Below are 17026 nucleotides of genomic sequence, written 5' to 3'. Positions count from 1 at the left end.
CTAGCTCCAGCGCCTATCGACTAGCAGACTTCGCACCTCCTCCTACGATAAGTCAACATCGGCTCGTTCCTCGCCGTGTTTCCTTTATCTCGTCGGAGGCACTCCAGTCTGTACGTCGATGGGCAAGGCGCTTGCGCTTTTCTTAATGGGGGATTGCGGAAGCTTGTGTGGAAAATAAATTTCTTTGAATCTATATCAATGTCCAACCATTTCATATTATAATGTAAATGTTTTGATATTTCGATTTTCGAAGCAAGTGACTGGGGGGAGGCTCGTGAGGCCAATTTTGTTAGGTGTGGTAGCTGCATTCTTTTTTGCTTTCACTTTTATTTTTAACCGTGCAATGGATTTATCGGGCGGGAGTTGGATTTGGAGTGCCTCGCTTCGTTATATATTCATGGTTCCTTTTTTATTGGTGATTGTAATGGTCAGGGGCAACTTTCGCAGGCTGATCCAGGAGATGAAGGCGAACCCGGGGGAATGGCTTCTTTGGAGCACGGTAGGATTCGGCTTGTTTTATGCTCCACTCACATTTGCGGCAGGATATGGGCCGGGATGGCTGATTGCGAGCACGTTTCAAATAACAATCATCTCGGGATCGCTGTTGGCACCGCTTTTTTACGAGACCATTCAGACTTCTTCCGGCCGGATTTCTGTCAGAGGAAAAATCCCCTATAGGGGGCTGGCCATGTCGCTGATTATTTTAGTTGGGATTGCTATGATGCAATTGGAGCATATGAACGGACTATCACTAAAAAATGTATTATTTTGTGTCATTCCGATTATAGTGGCTTCCTTTGCATACCCGCTCGGAAACCGAAAAATGATGGGGGTTTGCGGCGGCCGTCTGGATACATATCAGCGGGTTTTGGGCATGACGCTTGGAAGCATGCCATTTTGGCTGGTCCTTGCCGGCTGGGAACTTGCAACGGGTTCCCTTCCTTCACAGGAGCAGACGTTTCAGTCTCTTCTTGTCGCCATTTCTTCCGGGGTAATCGCTACTGTCTTATTTTTCAAAGCGACAGATTCCGTCAAAGACAATATGGGAAAACTCGCGGCTGTCGAAGCTACGCAATCACTGGAAGTGCCTTATGCTTTGTTGGGGGAAATTGTTGTGTTGAGCGCACCTATGCCTGATCCAGCCTCCTTAATCGGTATGATGCTTGTTGTGGCGGGGATGGTGCTTCACAGTTATGTTTCCCGTGCAAAAGAAATGAGAAGTGCCACCCAGTAATGTTTTGAGAAAATGAGGGGTTTAATGATGGAAGCAGTCGTTTTTGATTTTGATGGTTTAATCGTAGATACCGAGTCGGTCTGGTATGATGCTTTTCGCCAAGTTTTCCGTAATTTGGATTATGGTTTGACGATAGATGAATTTGCACTCTGTATCGGAACTTCCGATGATGTGTTGTTTGAGCACCTGAAAAAGAACGTTTCTTTTACAAAAGAAGCTGTTATAAAAGAAGCCGAGTCAATATATAAAGATCGATTACAAGGTTTGAAGCTGAGAGATGGAGTCTTGGAATATATCAGTTCAGCGAAAAAGCTCGGACTTAAAATAGGCCTGGCCTCGAGCTCCAACAGGAATTGGGTGGAGGGCTTTTTGGAGCGCTTTGAAATTAAGGACTATTTCGATGTTATTAAAACAGCGGATGATGTGGTTAATATCAAGCCGGATCCCGAGTTATATTTAGCGGCCATCAAAGATTTGGGGGCTGCTCCTGAGAGGATAATAGCCTTTGAAGATTCGCAAAATGGTTTGAGGGCGGCTTTGGCTGCCGGCCTGAATGTGGTAGTTGTTCCTAATAAAGTGACAGGCCACTTGAACTTTGAAGGCCATAAATTGCGCTTGAATTCAATGGCGGATCTGCCGTTAGAAGATCTGATTCTGTCTATCTCTTCTTCCGGAGAAAAATTAATTCGTGGATAGTGAACCTTTCTGCCTCGCCGTTTGTATTACTTAACGAAGAGACAGGAAGGGAAGTGTTTTATATGCCGGTGACAGGATGGGTGGTCAGCAGTATAGTGGTCGCAGTGCTTGGCTCCGTTTTTGCTGGAGTTATTGCTTCGATGAACAAGAAGGTTGTCCGTGATAAATGGGGGAAAATTGATTTTACGAAGACGGATTTCTATTTTTATTGGACCCGCTGGGATACAATTATTTTGATAGCTGCCATTTATACTTTTTTAAACATAACAGGGCTGCTGGTATTCCTGTTAAGAGGGGATAATATCAACAGCCCGATCATCCAATATTTCATTCATCAGACGGTTGTGTTCAGCCTGATTACATTTCTTTGGATGATTACAAAGCTGGTGTATGTTTTCAAAGGAATCAAAGAGCGGTGGCCAAATGAGTTTAAGTAGGAAAATCCAATTGGAAGACGGATCCTCGGAAACGGTTGAAACGCTTTATGAGATATACAGGGAGCCGCTTTACAAGTTTGTTTTCAGATACAGCGGCGATCAGCAGTTGAGTATTGATACGGTTCAGGATACGTTTGAAAAATTGCTTAAAAACCAACGATATTCACCCGAAAAAGGAAAGTTCAGAACGTACCTTTTTCAAATTGCGTACAACACGATGGTTACAAAGTTGAAAAGAAGGAAAAAATTCTGGACGTTGCTGCCATTTGTGGCGGCCGACAGGACAACGGACATTACAATGGAAGAAAGGCTGTCCGTCCAGAAAGCAGTGCAGCAATTGCCTGAACTCCAAAGGGCAGTCGTATTGCTGACTTATTATCATGATTTGACGCAAACGGAAACGGCGGATATTTTGGGGATCCCGGTTGGGACGGTTAAATCAAGGCTGCACAATGCCATGAAAAAATTGAAGGATGATTTGGAGGTGGACGGAGATGAAAAATAAAAGCGATGAAAAACTGTTTCAAAAGCTGGATGAATTTGTTGTGGAAGTGCCCGATTTTCCCATGGAAAAGTCATGGATGGAAAGGGCGGCGAACTGGCTATTCGATTCAGTCCGCCTTCCGGAAGTTGAATTTACTGAAAGAGGAATGGCACTCTTACTATTTCTGCCGGTTTTGATTTCAGCCATCTCCGGCATCCCGTTCATATTTTTATAAAGGAGCCAAACCATGTTAATGCCTAAGCTTTCCTTAGAGAAAAAAAGAAAAATGATCCAGGAAATCCAGGAATTTTTCCTGAAAGAACGCGGCGAGGAAATCGGTGAATTCGCTGCCGAAATCTGTTTTGAATTTATTAAAGACAGGCTCGGTCCCGTTTTTTACAACGAAGGCATCCGTGACGCGAGAGAAGTGGCGGAACAAAGGATGCAGTTGCTGGAAGAAGATTTATATGCGTTGGAAAAAAGGTTATCAGACTGAAAAGCCGTCTGTATTCATACACGAATACAGACGGCTTTGTTTATTTTTTATTAAAACCTATTTACAGATTTATTTATCTGATATACTATTATGACAGACAAAGTAATATTATATGTATAATAATCGGCCTGACATTGGGTGGTGAGAAAGTGAAAGGGAAATTATCTTCTGATTTATTGCGGGGACATACGGATACGATCGTGTTGAGTATTTTACAAAAAGGAGACAGTTATGGTTATGAAATCTATAAGACGATTTTGGAAAAGACGGATGATCAATATGAGCTGAAAGAAGCCACACTGTACTCCAGTTATCGAAGGCTGGAAAAGGAAGGTCTTATTGTCGCCTATTGGGGGGACGAATCTCAAGGGGGGAGACGAAAGTATTACCGGATTACCGAAAAAGGGAAAACACAATATTATCAAAATAAGTTAGATTGGCAGTTTACCCAGGAAATATTAAATCGACTGCTTGAGGGGTGATAAAATGAACAAGAAAGTAAAAACGTATGTGGAAGATTTATTCAGGGGATATGAGGAAACGGCTGAGTTGCAGGATTTCAAAGAAGAAATCATTTCCAATTTGCTTGAACGGATCAAAGACTTTGAAACTGAAGGCATGGATTATGATGCCGCTTTTACAAAGGCCATTGGAGAATTAGGCGATATTACGGCAATTGCGGATGATATCAGCCGCCAAAAACGAAATGAAGTGATTGGACAGATGTATTTTCAGCACAAAGTTGAGGTAGGTTTAAAACATGCTATCGGGTACGTCATCGCGGGAATTTTATTTTTGTTTGGGCTGACAGTCGGATTCATCACATATTTTTCAACGGATGTAATATCTGAAGGCATTTCATCCTCGCTTCCATTTATTGTGATTTCCGGAGCCGCTTTTGTCTTTCTCGGTTTGACGCAAGAGACGGCCAGTGACTATCCGATGTCTTGGGGCCGCGCCCTCATTTATGCCATTGCTGCAGGCGGAATCCTTTTCGGCTTGATCACCGCCGCATCCTTGTACTTCATGGACAATATGGGGATTCATGCCGTTCTCGGAACATTGCTTCCATTTGTCATTCCGGGGGTTGGAATATTGGCCTTTTTACTTTTAACTGAAAAAAGCCGCCACAAGCCATGGGTCATTGAGGAGCAAAAAATTTGGACGGAGCGCTACATGAAGAAGGATCCTCAGCGAATGGCCCAAGGAGGCTTGCTGTCCGGCGCGTTATGGGTTTTTGCCATTGCCATGGTCATCCTTGCGGGATTTAAGCTCGGGATCATCTATGCCGTCGTTGTATTTTTAACGGCAATTGCCCTCCAGCTGTTCATTGAGTTTTGGGTACAGGGGAAAAGTTATGATTGAAGGGGGTCAGACCCCATTATTCAGGCTGTCGGGAAGGAACCTCTCGGCAGTCTTTTAATTATTTAGAATTCTTTAATTTTACACCGCGCTCATTTGTTATAGTACAATAACAATGCATGGTGGTGATAAATAAATTTTTTGTGGTAAAGTAACAAAAAAGGAGGTCTTTATTTCGGTCTGAATAGAGGCAAATAAAATAAATAGAAATTTTGTTTAGATAATGTAATCGCTTCACTAAGCGGGATAGCTGAAATGTTTTTGCATCCGGGATACTTGAACAATTTCACGAATCCTAAACAGTTAGAGAGGTAATTTTCATGCAACAAGAAAATCTATCAAGGGGTTTAAAAAACAGGCACGTACAATTAATTGCCATAGGTGGGGCGATCGGAACGGGATTGTTTCTCGGAGCGGGGAAATCCATCCATCTGGCAGGGCCGTCTATTTTATTTGCATACCTGATTACAGGCGTCATTGGCTTTTTAATCATGCGCTCGCTGGGAGAAATCCTGCTGAGCAATTTAAACTATCATTCTTTTGTAGACTTCGTCCAAGACTATTTTGGTGATACGGCAGCCTTTATCACCGGATGGACTTACTGGTTCTGCTGGGTCACAATCGCAATGGCCGACTTGACGGCGGTAGGGATCTATACACAATATTGGTTCCCAAGCATCCCCCAGTGGGTACCTGGCTTCATCGCTTTGATTTTATTGTTGTTGATCAACCTTGCTGCCGTAAAATATTTTGGAGAAATGGAATTTTGGTTTGCCCTGATTAAAGTCATCGCCATCTTAGCGTTAATTTTAGTCGGGATAATTATGATTTTGAAAGGTTTTTCCACAGATGCAGGCCCTTCCAGCTTCAAGAACCTATGGAGTCATGGCGGCATGTTTCCGAATGGGATGACCGGTTTCATCCTTTCCTTTCAAATGGTCATGTTTGCGTTTGCAGGAATTGAGCTTGTGGGACTCACTGCTGGTGAAACAGAAGACCCGGAAAAGGTGATCCCGAGAGCAATCAATAATATTCCCATCCGTATTATCATTTTTTACATCGGTGCACTGCTGGTGATCATGAGCATCTATCCTTGGACAGCGGTTAAGCCGAATGAAAGCCCGTTTGTCCAAGTCTTTGCAGCGGTCGGTATTTCAGCCGCGGCCGGCATTGTCAACTTTGTCGTCCTGACGTCAGCAGCATCGGCTTGCAACAGCGGTATTTTTAGTACAAGCCGGATGGTCTACTCGCTTGCAAAAAATGGACAGGCGCCAAACAAATTTAAAAAGCTGACATCTCACCGTGTGCCTTCCGCTGCTTTGTACTTTTCAGCTGTTATTATATTGATTGGTGTTGTTCTGAACTATATTATGCCGGAAGGAGTATTTACGCTTGTATCAAGTATTGCTACTTTCTGTTTTATCTTTATTTGGGGGATTACAGTTCTTGCCCATTTGAAATATCGTAAAACAAGGCCTGAATTGGCCAAAAAGAGCAAGTTTAAGATGCCGCTCTTCCCGTATACCAATTACTTAATCCTTGCTTTCTTCGGATTTATTTTGGTAGTGCTTGCACTCGGGGAAGACACACGTATTGCGTTGTTCGTAACTCCTGTGTGGTTTATTCTTCTGTTTGTCATATATAAAATCAGGGCAATGAAAAATGAAGGATGAGAAACAGGCGTAACTGCAAACTGGCCGGTTGTATGAAAGTACAGCCGGTCTATTTCATTTTAATCTGTGGATTATTCTTTTTTAGTATCTCGATAAATCTATCTGTATCTTTGGGAGAAATTGAAATAGTTTCGTATTTTCCATAGTTAATTTCGATTTTATGTATGGACAGGGCAGGGGACGTGAATGGATTCTTCGCAAAACGAATGGATTTGATGCTTTGAATGACTATCGTTTTTTTTATAGGGCCAAAATGTATATTGAGCATGCCCCCTTCAATTTTGTATTTGGTATTAAACCATATCGATCCTGAAAAACAAATCATACTTGCTGCAATCACCAGCCCTAAAATATCAAATTTCACGAAAAGTGATTGATAGAATATCCAAACGAAGGCACCGATACAACCCCAAATAATCACACCCATCCACAGATCTTTTCTTGATGAAAACTCCATTTGATCAACTCCATGACTTTTATACGGATAAACGCCTCCAATTGTTTCATGAATTTTGCACAATGTCGAAAATACGTTCGCATATTTCTGGTTATGAAAGGGCCGTTTGTGGTAAAATGACTGTATGGCTATTTTAATAAAATGATGGAAAAACATAGATATAGTAAGAAAAACGGGAGGATGCCGGTGTGAAAAACCAGTTTGAAGTAGTTTCGAAATATAAGCCTGCTGGCGACCAGCCAAAGGCGATCGAGCGTCTTGTTAAAGGTTTCCAATCAGGAAAGAAGTATCAGACGCTATTGGGAGCGACAGGTACCGGTAAGACGTTCACTGTTTCAAACATGATCAAGGAAGTGAACAAGCCGACGCTTGTCATTGCCCACAACAAGACGCTTGCAGGACAGTTGTACAGTGAATTCAAAGAGTTTTTTCCGAACAATGCCGTCGAATATTTTGTCAGCTTCTATGATTATTATCAGCCGGAAGCGTATGTACCGCAGACGGATACGTTCATTGAGAAAGATTCCAGCGTAAATGACGAAATCAACCGGCTCAGGCACTCGGCGACTTCCGCTTTGTTTGAGCGGAATGATGTCATCATCATTGCCAGTGTCTCCTGCATTTACGGCCTTGGTTCCCCGGAAGAATACCGGGATCACGTTCTGTCACTCCGCACGGGGATGGAAATAGAAAGGAATCAGCTTTTACGCAGGCTTGTCGATCTGCAATATGCACGCAATGACATCGAATTTACGAATGGAACGTTCCGCGTTCGCGGGGATGTCGTGGAGATTTTCCCTGTAGCCCGTGAAGAACAATGCATCCGGGTGGAATTTTTCGGCGATGAAATCGACCGCATCCGGGTAGTAGACGCTTTAACCGGGGAGATTGTCGGTGACCGCGAGCATGCGGCCATCTTCCCTGCTTCCCACTATGTGACGGGTGAGGAGAAGCTGAGGATCGCTATTCAAAATATTGAGCTTGAATTGGAAGAACGGCTGGCCGAATTGCGGGCGGAGGAAAAACTGCTGGAAGCCCAGCGGCTCGAACAACGAACGAGATATGACCTGGAAATGATGAGGGAAATGGGCTTCTGTGCAGGGATTGAGAATTACTCCCGCCATTTGACCTTAAGGCCGCCGGGCGCCACTCCTTTTACGCTGCTGGATTATTTTCCCGACGATTTCCAAATCGTCGTCGATGAGTCGCACGTCACACTTCCGCAAATCCGCGGAATGTACAATGGTGACCAGGCGAGGAAGCAGGTGCTGGTCGATCACGGTTTCCGCCTGCCGTCAGCACTTGATAACCGGCCGCTCATGTTCGAAGAATTTGAGAAACATATTAAACAGATTGTGTTTGTATCTGCGACTCCCGGACCGTACGAACTGGAAAAAACACCGGAAATGGTCGAGCAGATCATCCGTCCGACAGGATTGCTTGATCCAACGATCGATGTCCGGCCCATTGAAGGGCAAATTGATGACCTGCTTGGTGAAATCAATGATCGGATTGAAAGAAACGAGCGTGTCCTTGTGACGACACTCACGAAAAAAATGTCGGAAGATCTAACGGACTATTTAAAAGATGTCGGGGTAAAGGTTCAGTATCTGCACTCTGAAATCAAAACCTTGGAAAGGATTGAAATCATCCGCGATTTAAGGCTCGGAAAGTATGATGTCCTTGTAGGAATCAACCTTCTCCGGGAAGGGCTGGACATACCGGAAGTGTCCCTGGTGGCCATTCTCGATGCGGATAAAGAAGGTTTCTTGCGTTCCGAACGGTCGCTCATCCAGACAATTGGCCGGGCAGCGCGAAACGCAAACGGGCATGTCATCATGTATGCCGATAAAATCACCGATTCCATGGATATGGCCATCAAAGAAACGAAGCGGAGACGCTCGATCCAGGAAGAATATAACAAAAAGCATGGCATTACGCCGACAACAATCCAAAAGGATGTCCGCGACGTCATCCGTGCGACGGTTGCAGCGGAGGAAACAGAAGAATACACTTATGAAAATACGAAAAAATTAACGAAAAAGGAAAAAGACAAGCTGATCACTTCAATGGAGAAGGAAATGAAAGAAGCGGCAAAAGCGCTTGATTTTGAACGGGCGGCGCAGCTTCGCGATGCCATTTTGGAGTTGAAAGCGGAAGGATGAAACAGCGATGGCACTAGAAAAAATCATTGTTAAAGGCGCACGTGCCCATAACCTAAAAGATATCGATGTCACGATTCCAAGGGACCAGCTCGTTGTGGTCACGGGGCTTTCCGGTTCCGGAAAGTCTTCGTTGGCGTTCGACACCATTTATGCGGAAGGCCAGCGGCGCTACGTTGAGTCGCTGTCAGCATATGCCAGACAATTTTTAGGGCAGATGGATAAACCGGACGTTGATGCAATTGAAGGGCTGTCTCCGGCGATATCAATCGATCAGAAAACGACAAGCAGAAATCCCCGTTCGACTGTCGGAACGGTGACGGAAATCTATGACTATCTGCGCTTGCTGTTTGCCAGGGTGGGCCGGCCGATTTGTCCTGTCCACGGGATTGAAATCACGTCCCAGACGATCGAGCAAATGGTCGATCGGATCATGGATTACCCGGAAAGAACGAGGATCCAGGTTCTTGCACCTGTCATTTCCGGAAGGAAGGGCGCCCATGTCAAGGTGCTTGAGGACATTAAGAAGCAAGGCTTCGTCCGCGTTCGGGTGGATGGTGAGATCCTTGATCTCGGCGAAGACATCCAGCTTGAAAAAAATAAAAAGCATTCCATCGAGGTTGTCGTTGACCGGATTGTGATCAAAGAGGATATAGAAACACGATTGGCGGATTCGCTCGAAACAGCGCTTGGCCTCGGTGAAGGAAAAGTCATGATCGATGTAATCGGCGAAGAGGAGCTGCTGTTCAGCGAACATCATGCGTGTCCGGAATGCGGTTTTTCCATCGATAAATTGGAACCGCGGATGTTCTCGTTCAACAGCCCGTTTGGTGCCTGCCAGGAGTGTGACGGCCTCGGTTCGAAGCTGGAAGTGGATAAGGATCTAGTCATTCCTGATGATTCCCTGGCATTGAGTGAAGGGGCGATTGTTCCTTGGATTCCTGTCAGTTCGCAATATTACCCGCAGCTTTTAAAAACCGTGTGCAAACATTATGGCATCAGCATGGATGTTCCGGTGAAGGATTTGCCGAAGGAGCATTTGGATAAAATTTTATACGGCTCGGGGGCGGATCTGATCCGCTTCCGCTATCAAAATGATTTTGGCCAGGTGAGGGAAAGCAGCATCAGATTTGAGGGTGTTCTCCGGAATGTGGAGCGCCGCTATCATGAAACAAGCTCCGATTATATAAGGGAGCAAATGGAAAAATACATGGCGGAACAGCCGTGCCCGCGCTGCAGCGGGTACAGGCTGAAAGAAGAAAGCTTGGCCGTCAAAATCGAAAACAAGCATATCGGCCAGGTGACAGAGCTGTCTATCCAGGATGCTGCACAGTTTTTCAAAACCATTCACTTAACAGAAAAAGAGATGCAGATCGCGCACATGATTTTAAAAGAGATTGATGAGAGGCTGAGTTTCCTTGTTAATGTCGGCCTGGATTATTTGACATTGAGCCGCGCGGCGGGGACGCTTTCCGGAGGGGAAGCCCAGCGGATCAGGCTCGCCACGCAAATCGGCTCTCGCCTGACAGGGGTATTGTATGTACTCGATGAACCTTCCATCGGGCTTCATCAGCGGGATAACGACCGCCTGATTGGGACGCTGAAAAATATGCGTGACATCGGCAATACGCTCATTGTTGTGGAGCATGACGAAGATACGATCCTGGCAGCGGATTATTTGATTGATATCGGTCCCGGGGCAGGCGTGCACGGCGGGGAAGTTGTCGCCTGCGGTACGCCGAAAGAAGTGATGAAGCAGCATGATTCATTGACAGGGCAATATTTGTCAGGGAAAAAATTCATTCCGCTTCCGCCGGAGCGCCGTATTTCTGACGGAAGGTTCATCGAAATAAAAGGTGCGAAGGAAAACAATCTTAAAAATGTGAATGTCAAAATTCCGCTCGGTGTATTTATTGCTGTAACAGGTGTTTCGGGTTCGGGAAAAAGTACATTGATCAATGAAATTTTACACAAATCCCTTGCGATGAAACTTCACAGGGCCAAAGCAAAACCCGGCGCCCATAAGGAAATTAAGGGCTTGGATCACCTGGAAAAAGTGATTGATATCGACCAGTCACCGATCGGCCGGACGCCGCGTTCCAACCCGGCCACGTATACCGGCGTGTTTGATGATATCCGTGACGTGTTTGCTTCCACCAACGAGGCAAAGGTCCGCGGTTATAAAAAAGGCCGCTTCAGCTTCAACGTCAAAGGCGGAAGATGCGAAGCATGCCGAGGTGACGGGATCATCAAGATTGAGATGCACTTTTTACCCGATGTGTATGTACCCTGTGAAGTGTGCCACGGCAAAAGGTATAATCGGGAAACGCTGGAAGTAAAATATAAAGGGAAAAATATTGCAGATGTTCTGGATATGACCATTGAGGATGGATTGGAGTTTTTCGAAAACATCCCGAAAATCAAACGAAAGCTGCAGACGATTGCCGATGTGGGGCTTGGCTATATGAAGCTGGGACAGCCGGCAACAACACTTTCCGGAGGAGAAGCACAAAGGGTGAAGCTCGCATCCGAGCTTCACAGGCGTTCAAACGGCCGCTCGATCTATATTCTGGATGAACCGACAACAGGACTGCATGCTGATGATATTGCACGCCTGTTAAACGTTTTGCAGCGGTTAGTCGATAATGGAAACACAGTTCTCGTCATTGAACATAATCTGGATGTGATCAAGACAACCGATTATATCATCGATCTTGGACCTGAAGGCGGTAATAAGGGAGGAACGATTGTTGCAACGGGCACGCCCGAAAAAATCGCGGATTCCCCCGAATCCCATACGGGCCGATATTTGAAGCCGATTTTAGAGCGGGATAAAGCCCGCATGAAACGGTTGATCACCCTGAAGGAAACGAAAGAAGAAGCCATTGCCAAGTAATTTTTTCCGAGAGTGAAACATTTTTCCCGTTCATCTCGTATTACATGACAGATGAAAAATAGGAGGATTGACCATGAACCAGGATCGAAAACGAATACTTGAAATGGTGCAAGAAGGAAAGCTGTCGGCTCAGGAAGCAATCATTTTGCTTGATGCATTGGAAGGCGGGGATGCCGAAGGTACAGCAGCAGAGCCTTCCAGCCCGGAAACTTCTTCAAAGGCCGGGTCAAAAGCGGAGTCCACTGCGGGATCAAGCGGTGATTCAACATGGAACAAGCAGAGCCAATCGAAGGAATCGGGTTCAGGCGATGATACTTTCTATTCGCAGATTGAGCAGGCCGGCGAGCGGATTTTCGATTTCGTCAACACGGCGCTTCGGAAAATCAAGGATATCGATTGGCAGATTACCCAGTCAGTCGAAGTCCCGCATGTGTTCCAGCAGGCGGATGAACAAATTGAGCGGATCGACATTGATATCGCCAATGGGCCTGTCCGCCTCATTGCTTGGGACCAGCAGGAAGTCCGCGTAGAATGCCAGGCGAAAGTTTACCGGGTGGAAGACCGCGATGAAGGCCGCAGCTATTTCCTTGATAATACGGTTTTTTCCCAGGAAAACGGGCTCCTTTGTTTCGCGACGAAATCCAAATGGATGCGTGTGGAGACAACGGCTTATATTCCAAGAAAAATTTATAAAAAGATGGCGGTTCGTGTTTTTAACGGAGAAATGACAGGGGAACTGCTTGAAACCGAGCATCTGATCGTGAAAACAACGAACGGAAAAGTCGACTTGACCGGCATTTCCGGCAAGAAGCTTGATATCGATACGGTGAACGGCCAAATAAAAGTGATCGATTTGAATACCGACAGCATTGAGGCTGAAACGGTCAACGGAGCGATTGACGTGTCAGGGTTCTCCAGAAAGGCTGAGTTGAAGTCCTTCAACGGGAATATCCATTGCACGCTGGAACATTCCGGTACAGAAATGTTCGAAGCCAAAGCTGTAACAGGAAATATTTATGTAAATGTTCCGGATACTGCGACAATCGACGGGGAAATCCGATCCAATCTTGGAAGCTATAAGCTGGATTTGGAAGGCATCAATGTTCTCCATGAAAAGAAGGAAGTCATCCAAAAGCAAATGAAGTTCAAGCGCAGCGGAACGGATGATCAGACCCTGTATCTTGAAGCGGACACAAAAACCGGATCCGTGTTCATTAGAAAAGCAAACCAAAAAGGAGAATAAAGCATGAGATGGTTGATTGGAATTCTAATCAACGCAGTTCTTTTCATCGCGTTTGCCGGTTACTTTGAAGGAGTCCATGTCTCAAGCTTTGGAGCGGCCGTTGCAGCAAGTATTGTACTGTCAATATTGAACGTTTTGGTGAGGCCGCTTCTCATCCTTTTGACATTGCCTATCACCTTGCTGACGCTTGGATTCTTTTTGCTGGTAATCAACGCCATCACATTATCGATGACTGACGCCCTCATGGGCACCAAATTCGAAATCGATGGATTCGGGCTGACCTTCCTGATTGCAGTGATCATGGTACTGGTCAATATAATCATTCAAAAAACAATTTTGAATCCTGATCGGAACAAATAACCCGGACAGCCTTGGCTGGACCGGGTTATTTGGCATATACCCGCGGATAGAGGAAAATCCGCGTCTAACCTTCCCGCCTCGGGGTCATCTCCAAGCACAAAATTTCTTGAATGGTGGAGTTTATTAAGCAGAAAGTGCTAAAATAGACAGGGTGAAGTTTTTTTTGTGCAGAAACCGAAGTTTACAGCAAGAGGTTTCGATAAGGGAGGGATTCCGATGGCGAAAGTTCGTACGGAAGATATCATCAAGGAATTCGATCTGGAACTGGTCAGCGGCGAGGAAGGGATTCACAGACCGATTACGACTAGTGATATTTCCCGGCCCGGATTGGAGATTGCCGGCTTTTTTCATTACTATCCGGCCGAGCGTGTCCAGCTTTTGGGACGGACAGAAGTAAAATTCACAGAAATGCTCATGAGAGGCGAAAGAAAATACCGAATGGAGCAGCTTTGCACCGATGCGACCCCGTGCATCATTATCACGGGCGGCATGGATGTGCCTGAAGAATTGATTGAAGTATCTGAAATACATTCGGTTCCTGTTTTGCGGACACCGATGAAGACGACCGGTTTTTCAAGCCGTCTCACCTATTATTTGGAAAATAAGCTGGCACCCACAACTGCTGTTCACGGAGTGCTTGTAGAGATATTTGGAGTTGGCGTCCTCATCACCGGCCAAAGCGGCGTTGGGAAAAGCGAAACGGCGCTAGCCCTTATCGAAAGAGGCCACAGGCTTGTTGCGGATGACTGCGTTGAAATCCGCCAAGTCGATATGGACAGGCTTGTGGGAACTGCCCCGGAATTGCTCGAACATCTGCTGGAAATTCGCGGGTTGGGCATCATCAATGTGATGACGTTGTTTGGAGCGGGAGCTGTCCGCCCGTATAAAAGAATTACCCTGACGATCCATCTTGAATTCTGGGACGGGGATAAGCAATACGACAGGCTTGGACTCGACGAAGAGACCGTTAAAATTTTTGATACAGAAATTACAAAGCTGACAATTCCGGTACGCCCCGGCCGGAACCTGGCCGTCATTATCGAAGTGGCAGCGATGAATTTCCGTTTGAAAAGAATGGGAATGAATGCGGCCGAGCAGTTTGCCGACAGGCTGTCCGACGTGATGACAGAGGAAGAAAGCCAATTCGACTAAAAAACTACTTTTCATGGAGTTGAAATTATGGACCCGGATTTTCAACCACTGAACCCGATTGCCATACAAATTGGCCCGTTTGCCGTTCATTGGTACGGTATCATCATCGGCCTGGGAATTGCACTGGCATTATATTTTGCGATGCGGGAAGGGACCAAACATCATCTCGATAAAGAAACTTTTCCTGATCTGCTCATATGGGCGATCCCCATTTCTATCATTTGCGCCCGCATATATTACGTCATATTCCAGTGGGATTATTATTCTCAGAATCCCGCCGATATTGTAAAAGTTTGGGAAGGCGGCATTGCAATTCACGGTGCGCTCATCGGAGCGGTTGCCACGGCTGTCGTCTTTTCCAAATTCAAAGGAATTTCATTTTGGAAGATTGCGGACATTGCTGCGCCGAGCCTCATTCTTGGACAGGCGATCGGCCGCTGGGGAAATTTTATGAACCAGGAAGCGTATGGACGAGAGGTAAGCCGCGCTTTCCTTGAAAACATGCACCTTCCCGATTTTATCATCAACCAGATGTACATAGAAGGCGCCTACCACCATCCTACGTTTCTCTATGAATCCATTTGGAATATCATCGGATTTGTCCTGCTCATTTTATTGAGAAAAGTGAACTTGCACCGCGGCGAGCTTTTTCTCTCCTACGTGATTTACTATTCGATCGGCCGCTTCTTTGTGGAAGGAATGAGGACGGACAGCCTGATGCTGACGAGCAGCTTAAGGATGGCGCAGGTCATTTCCCTTGTTTTGATTGCCGGGGCTGTTATCTTTTGGGTGTATCGGAGAAAAGCAGGCCTGGCAAAAGCCCGCTATTATGAATGAAGATCTTGTTAAATGGGAGAGAATGATGAATGTATAAAACGTCAGTGTTGCCAAAACGGCCTGGGCATTCATCAGGATGCTCGGAATGAAGGAAAACACATCGAAAGGGAAAGTTGTATAGTGACTGATAAAATTAACACATTGTTATTTGATTTGGACGGAACGCTTCTTGATACGAATGAATTGATTATCACTTCCTACTTGCACGTCTTTGAAAAGTTTTATCCGGGGCGCTTCACTCGCAAGGATGTTCTGCCGTTTCTTGGACCGCCGCTGATCGATGCATTTGTAAGTGTGGATCCGGAAAAAGCGGAGGAAATGGTTGATGTCTATCGCAAGTTCAACGCGGAGAAGCATGATTTGCTTGTACACGAATTTGAAGGAGTCTATGAGACGATCCGGTCACTGCATGAAAATAACTTTAAAATGGCGATCGTATCGACGAAAATCAGGAAGACTGTTTTAAAAGGGCTGGCCCTTGCGAATTTGGACAAGTTTTTTGATGTCGTCGTAACGCTGGATGAGGTGGAGAAAGCGAAACCTGATCCCGAGCCGCTTGAAAAGGCGCTGGCCGCACTTGAATCCAAGCCCGGCGAAGCGATGATGATCGGCGACAACTATCATGATATTTTAGGCGGAAAAAATGCCGGCACCTACACATGCGGAGTAGCCTGGTCCGTGAAAGGAGCGGACTATCTAAAACAGTACGAGCCGGATTTTATGCTTGATAGGATGTCCGATCTTCTCGGTATTGTCGGAGTGGGCGTCAGATGAGAAGAACGGAGCGGTTCCCTGTAGAGGGTGCCAATTCTTTATGGCATATATACAAAACCGTCCCGTTCTGGAAGGTGATGCGGAATTTCATCGTCATCCAGGCTGCGAGGTACACTCCTTTTTTAGCCTTGAAAAATTGGATGTACCGTGTATTCCTGAACATGTCGGTCGGGGAAAAGACATCCTTCGCGCTGATGGTCATGCCGGATATTATGTTTCCGGAAAAAATCACTGTCGGAACGAATACGGTCATCGGCTATAATACGACGATCCTTGCCCACGAGTACTTAATTAAGGAATACAGACTGGGGCCTGTCGTTATTGGCGATAACGTTCTGATCGGTGCGAATACGACCATTCTCCCCGGAGTCGAAATTGGGGATGAAGCGGTCGTTTCGGCGGGCACCCTGGTACATAAAGATGTTCCGGCAGGGGCATTTGCCGGCGGAAATCCGATGAAAATTATTTATACAAAAGAAGAAATGGATGAACGCCGGAAGGCGGATACTTCAAATAGAGCTGATGATCCTTTTTAAAAAGGAAAGAAAGAAAAAATTTTTTCAAAGATATTCGTATAAAATTATTGTGCTTTGTCCAGCTCCAGCGCCCAGCGACTAGCAAACTTCGCACTCCTCCACTACGATAAGTCAACATCGGCTCCTTCGTCGCCGTGTTTCCTTTATCTCATTGTGGAGTGCTCCAGTTTGTACGTCGCTAAACGGGCGCTTTCGCTTTTCTTTACGGGTCATTTTTTGTTTGAAAA

General features: G+C 45.7%; 18 protein-coding genes. 17 read left to right on the top strand and 1 reads right to left on the bottom strand.

Features of this window, described 5'->3' with window-relative positions; translation table 11 throughout:
- The first annotated feature begins 274 nt into the window (after window positions 1–274).
- The 9 genes from D4N35_RS05335 to D4N35_RS05295 all read left to right on the top strand — a co-directional run bounded on the left by D4N35_RS05335 (window position 275) and on the right by D4N35_RS05295 (window position 6382).
- Window positions 275–1234: a DMT family transporter gene (locus D4N35_RS05335; protein WP_120071166.1), complete on the top strand. Its 960-nt coding sequence runs from the start codon at window positions 275–277 to the stop codon at window positions 1232–1234.
- Between the two features lie 27 nt (window positions 1235–1261).
- Window positions 1262–1930 carry an HAD family hydrolase gene (locus D4N35_RS05330; protein ID WP_120071163.1) on the top strand — a complete coding sequence of 223 codons (669 nt, stop codon included), beginning with the start codon at window positions 1262–1264 and terminating at the stop codon, window positions 1928–1930.
- Window positions 1931–1992: 62 nt separating this feature from the next.
- A complete protein-coding gene (locus D4N35_RS05325) occupies window positions 1993–2367 on the top strand; it encodes a hypothetical protein (protein WP_120071161.1) in 375 nt (124 codons plus the stop codon).
- Window positions 2354–2872: an RNA polymerase sigma factor gene (locus D4N35_RS05320; RefSeq protein ID WP_120071158.1), complete on the top strand. Its 519-nt coding sequence runs from the start codon at window positions 2354–2356 to the stop codon at window positions 2870–2872. Before D4N35_RS05325 ends, D4N35_RS05320 begins: the two co-directional genes overlap by 14 nt.
- Window positions 2862–3086: a hypothetical protein gene (locus tag D4N35_RS05315; protein WP_120071155.1), complete on the top strand. Its 225-nt coding sequence runs from the start codon at window positions 2862–2864 to the stop codon at window positions 3084–3086. Before D4N35_RS05320 ends, D4N35_RS05315 begins: the two co-directional genes overlap by 11 nt.
- Before the next feature lie 18 nt (window positions 3087–3104).
- Window positions 3105–3347: a DUF2164 domain-containing protein gene (locus tag D4N35_RS05310; RefSeq protein WP_120071229.1), complete on the top strand. Its 243-nt coding sequence runs from the start codon at window positions 3105–3107 to the stop codon at window positions 3345–3347.
- 149 nt (window positions 3348–3496) lie between these two features.
- Window positions 3497–3829, top strand: coding sequence for a PadR family transcriptional regulator (locus tag D4N35_RS05305; protein WP_120071153.1), 333 nt, complete (start codon window positions 3497–3499; stop codon window positions 3827–3829).
- A 4-nt stretch (window positions 3830–3833) separates the two neighbouring features.
- Window positions 3834–4712: a permease prefix domain 1-containing protein gene (locus tag D4N35_RS05300; protein WP_120071150.1), complete on the top strand. Its 879-nt coding sequence runs from the start codon at window positions 3834–3836 to the stop codon at window positions 4710–4712.
- Window positions 4713–5029: 317 nt separating this feature from the next.
- Window positions 5030–6382, top strand: a complete 1353-nt coding sequence (locus D4N35_RS05295; protein ID WP_120071147.1) for an amino acid permease — start codon at window positions 5030–5032, stop codon at window positions 6380–6382.
- A gap of 49 nt (window positions 6383–6431) precedes the next feature.
- Here the strand turns inward: D4N35_RS05295 and D4N35_RS05290 are convergent, their stop codons facing one another.
- A complete protein-coding gene (locus D4N35_RS05290; RefSeq protein ID WP_120071145.1) occupies window positions 6432–6839 on the bottom strand; it encodes a PH domain-containing protein in 408 nt (135 codons plus the stop codon).
- A 188-nt stretch (window positions 6840–7027) separates the two neighbouring features.
- Between D4N35_RS05290 and uvrB the strand changes: the two genes are divergently transcribed.
- The 8 genes from uvrB to D4N35_RS05250 all read left to right on the top strand — a co-directional run bounded on the left by uvrB (window position 7028) and on the right by D4N35_RS05250 (window position 16799).
- On the top strand, window positions 7028–9004 hold the full coding sequence (gene uvrB / locus D4N35_RS05285; RefSeq protein WP_120071141.1) for an excinuclease ABC subunit UvrB: 1977 nt from the start codon (window positions 7028–7030) through the stop codon (window positions 9002–9004).
- Window positions 9005–9011: 7 nt separating this feature from the next.
- A complete protein-coding gene (gene uvrA, locus D4N35_RS05280; RefSeq protein WP_120071138.1) occupies window positions 9012–11897 on the top strand; it encodes an excinuclease ABC subunit UvrA in 2886 nt (961 codons plus the stop codon).
- A gap of 73 nt (window positions 11898–11970) precedes the next feature.
- Window positions 11971–13140 (top strand): DUF4097 family beta strand repeat-containing protein, encoded by a 1170-nt coding sequence (locus D4N35_RS05275; RefSeq protein ID WP_120071134.1) that lies wholly within the window; start codon window positions 11971–11973, stop codon window positions 13138–13140.
- A 3-nt stretch (window positions 13141–13143) separates the two neighbouring features.
- On the top strand, window positions 13144–13500 hold the full coding sequence (locus tag D4N35_RS05270; protein WP_120071130.1) for a phage holin family protein: 357 nt from the start codon (window positions 13144–13146) through the stop codon (window positions 13498–13500).
- A 216-nt stretch (window positions 13501–13716) separates the two neighbouring features.
- The gene (gene hprK, locus D4N35_RS05265; protein ID WP_120071128.1) at window positions 13717–14652 is read left to right on the top strand and encodes an HPr(Ser) kinase/phosphatase; all 936 of its coding nucleotides are present in this window, start codon (window positions 13717–13719) and stop codon (window positions 14650–14652) included.
- Between the two features lie 27 nt (window positions 14653–14679).
- Window positions 14680–15489 carry a prolipoprotein diacylglyceryl transferase gene (gene lgt, locus D4N35_RS05260; RefSeq protein WP_120071112.1) on the top strand — a complete coding sequence of 270 codons (810 nt, stop codon included), beginning with the start codon at window positions 14680–14682 and terminating at the stop codon, window positions 15487–15489.
- A gap of 117 nt (window positions 15490–15606) precedes the next feature.
- Entirely contained in the window at window positions 15607–16263 is a 657-nt protein-coding gene (gene ppaX / locus D4N35_RS05255; protein ID WP_390615143.1) for a pyrophosphatase PpaX, read from the top strand.
- A complete protein-coding gene (locus D4N35_RS05250) occupies window positions 16260–16799 on the top strand; it encodes an acyltransferase (RefSeq protein ID WP_120071106.1) in 540 nt (179 codons plus the stop codon). Before ppaX ends, D4N35_RS05250 begins: the two co-directional genes overlap by 4 nt.
- Window positions 16800–17026 lie beyond the last annotated feature (227 nt).

It is taken from the genome of Siminovitchia fortis (assembly GCF_003605365.2).
GTDB classification, from domain to species: Bacteria; Bacillota; Bacilli; order Bacillales; family Bacillaceae_C; genus Siminovitchia; species Siminovitchia fortis.
The sequence above is the reverse complement of the archived record's forward strand: the minus strand, read 5'-3'. Positions and strand labels throughout refer to the sequence as shown.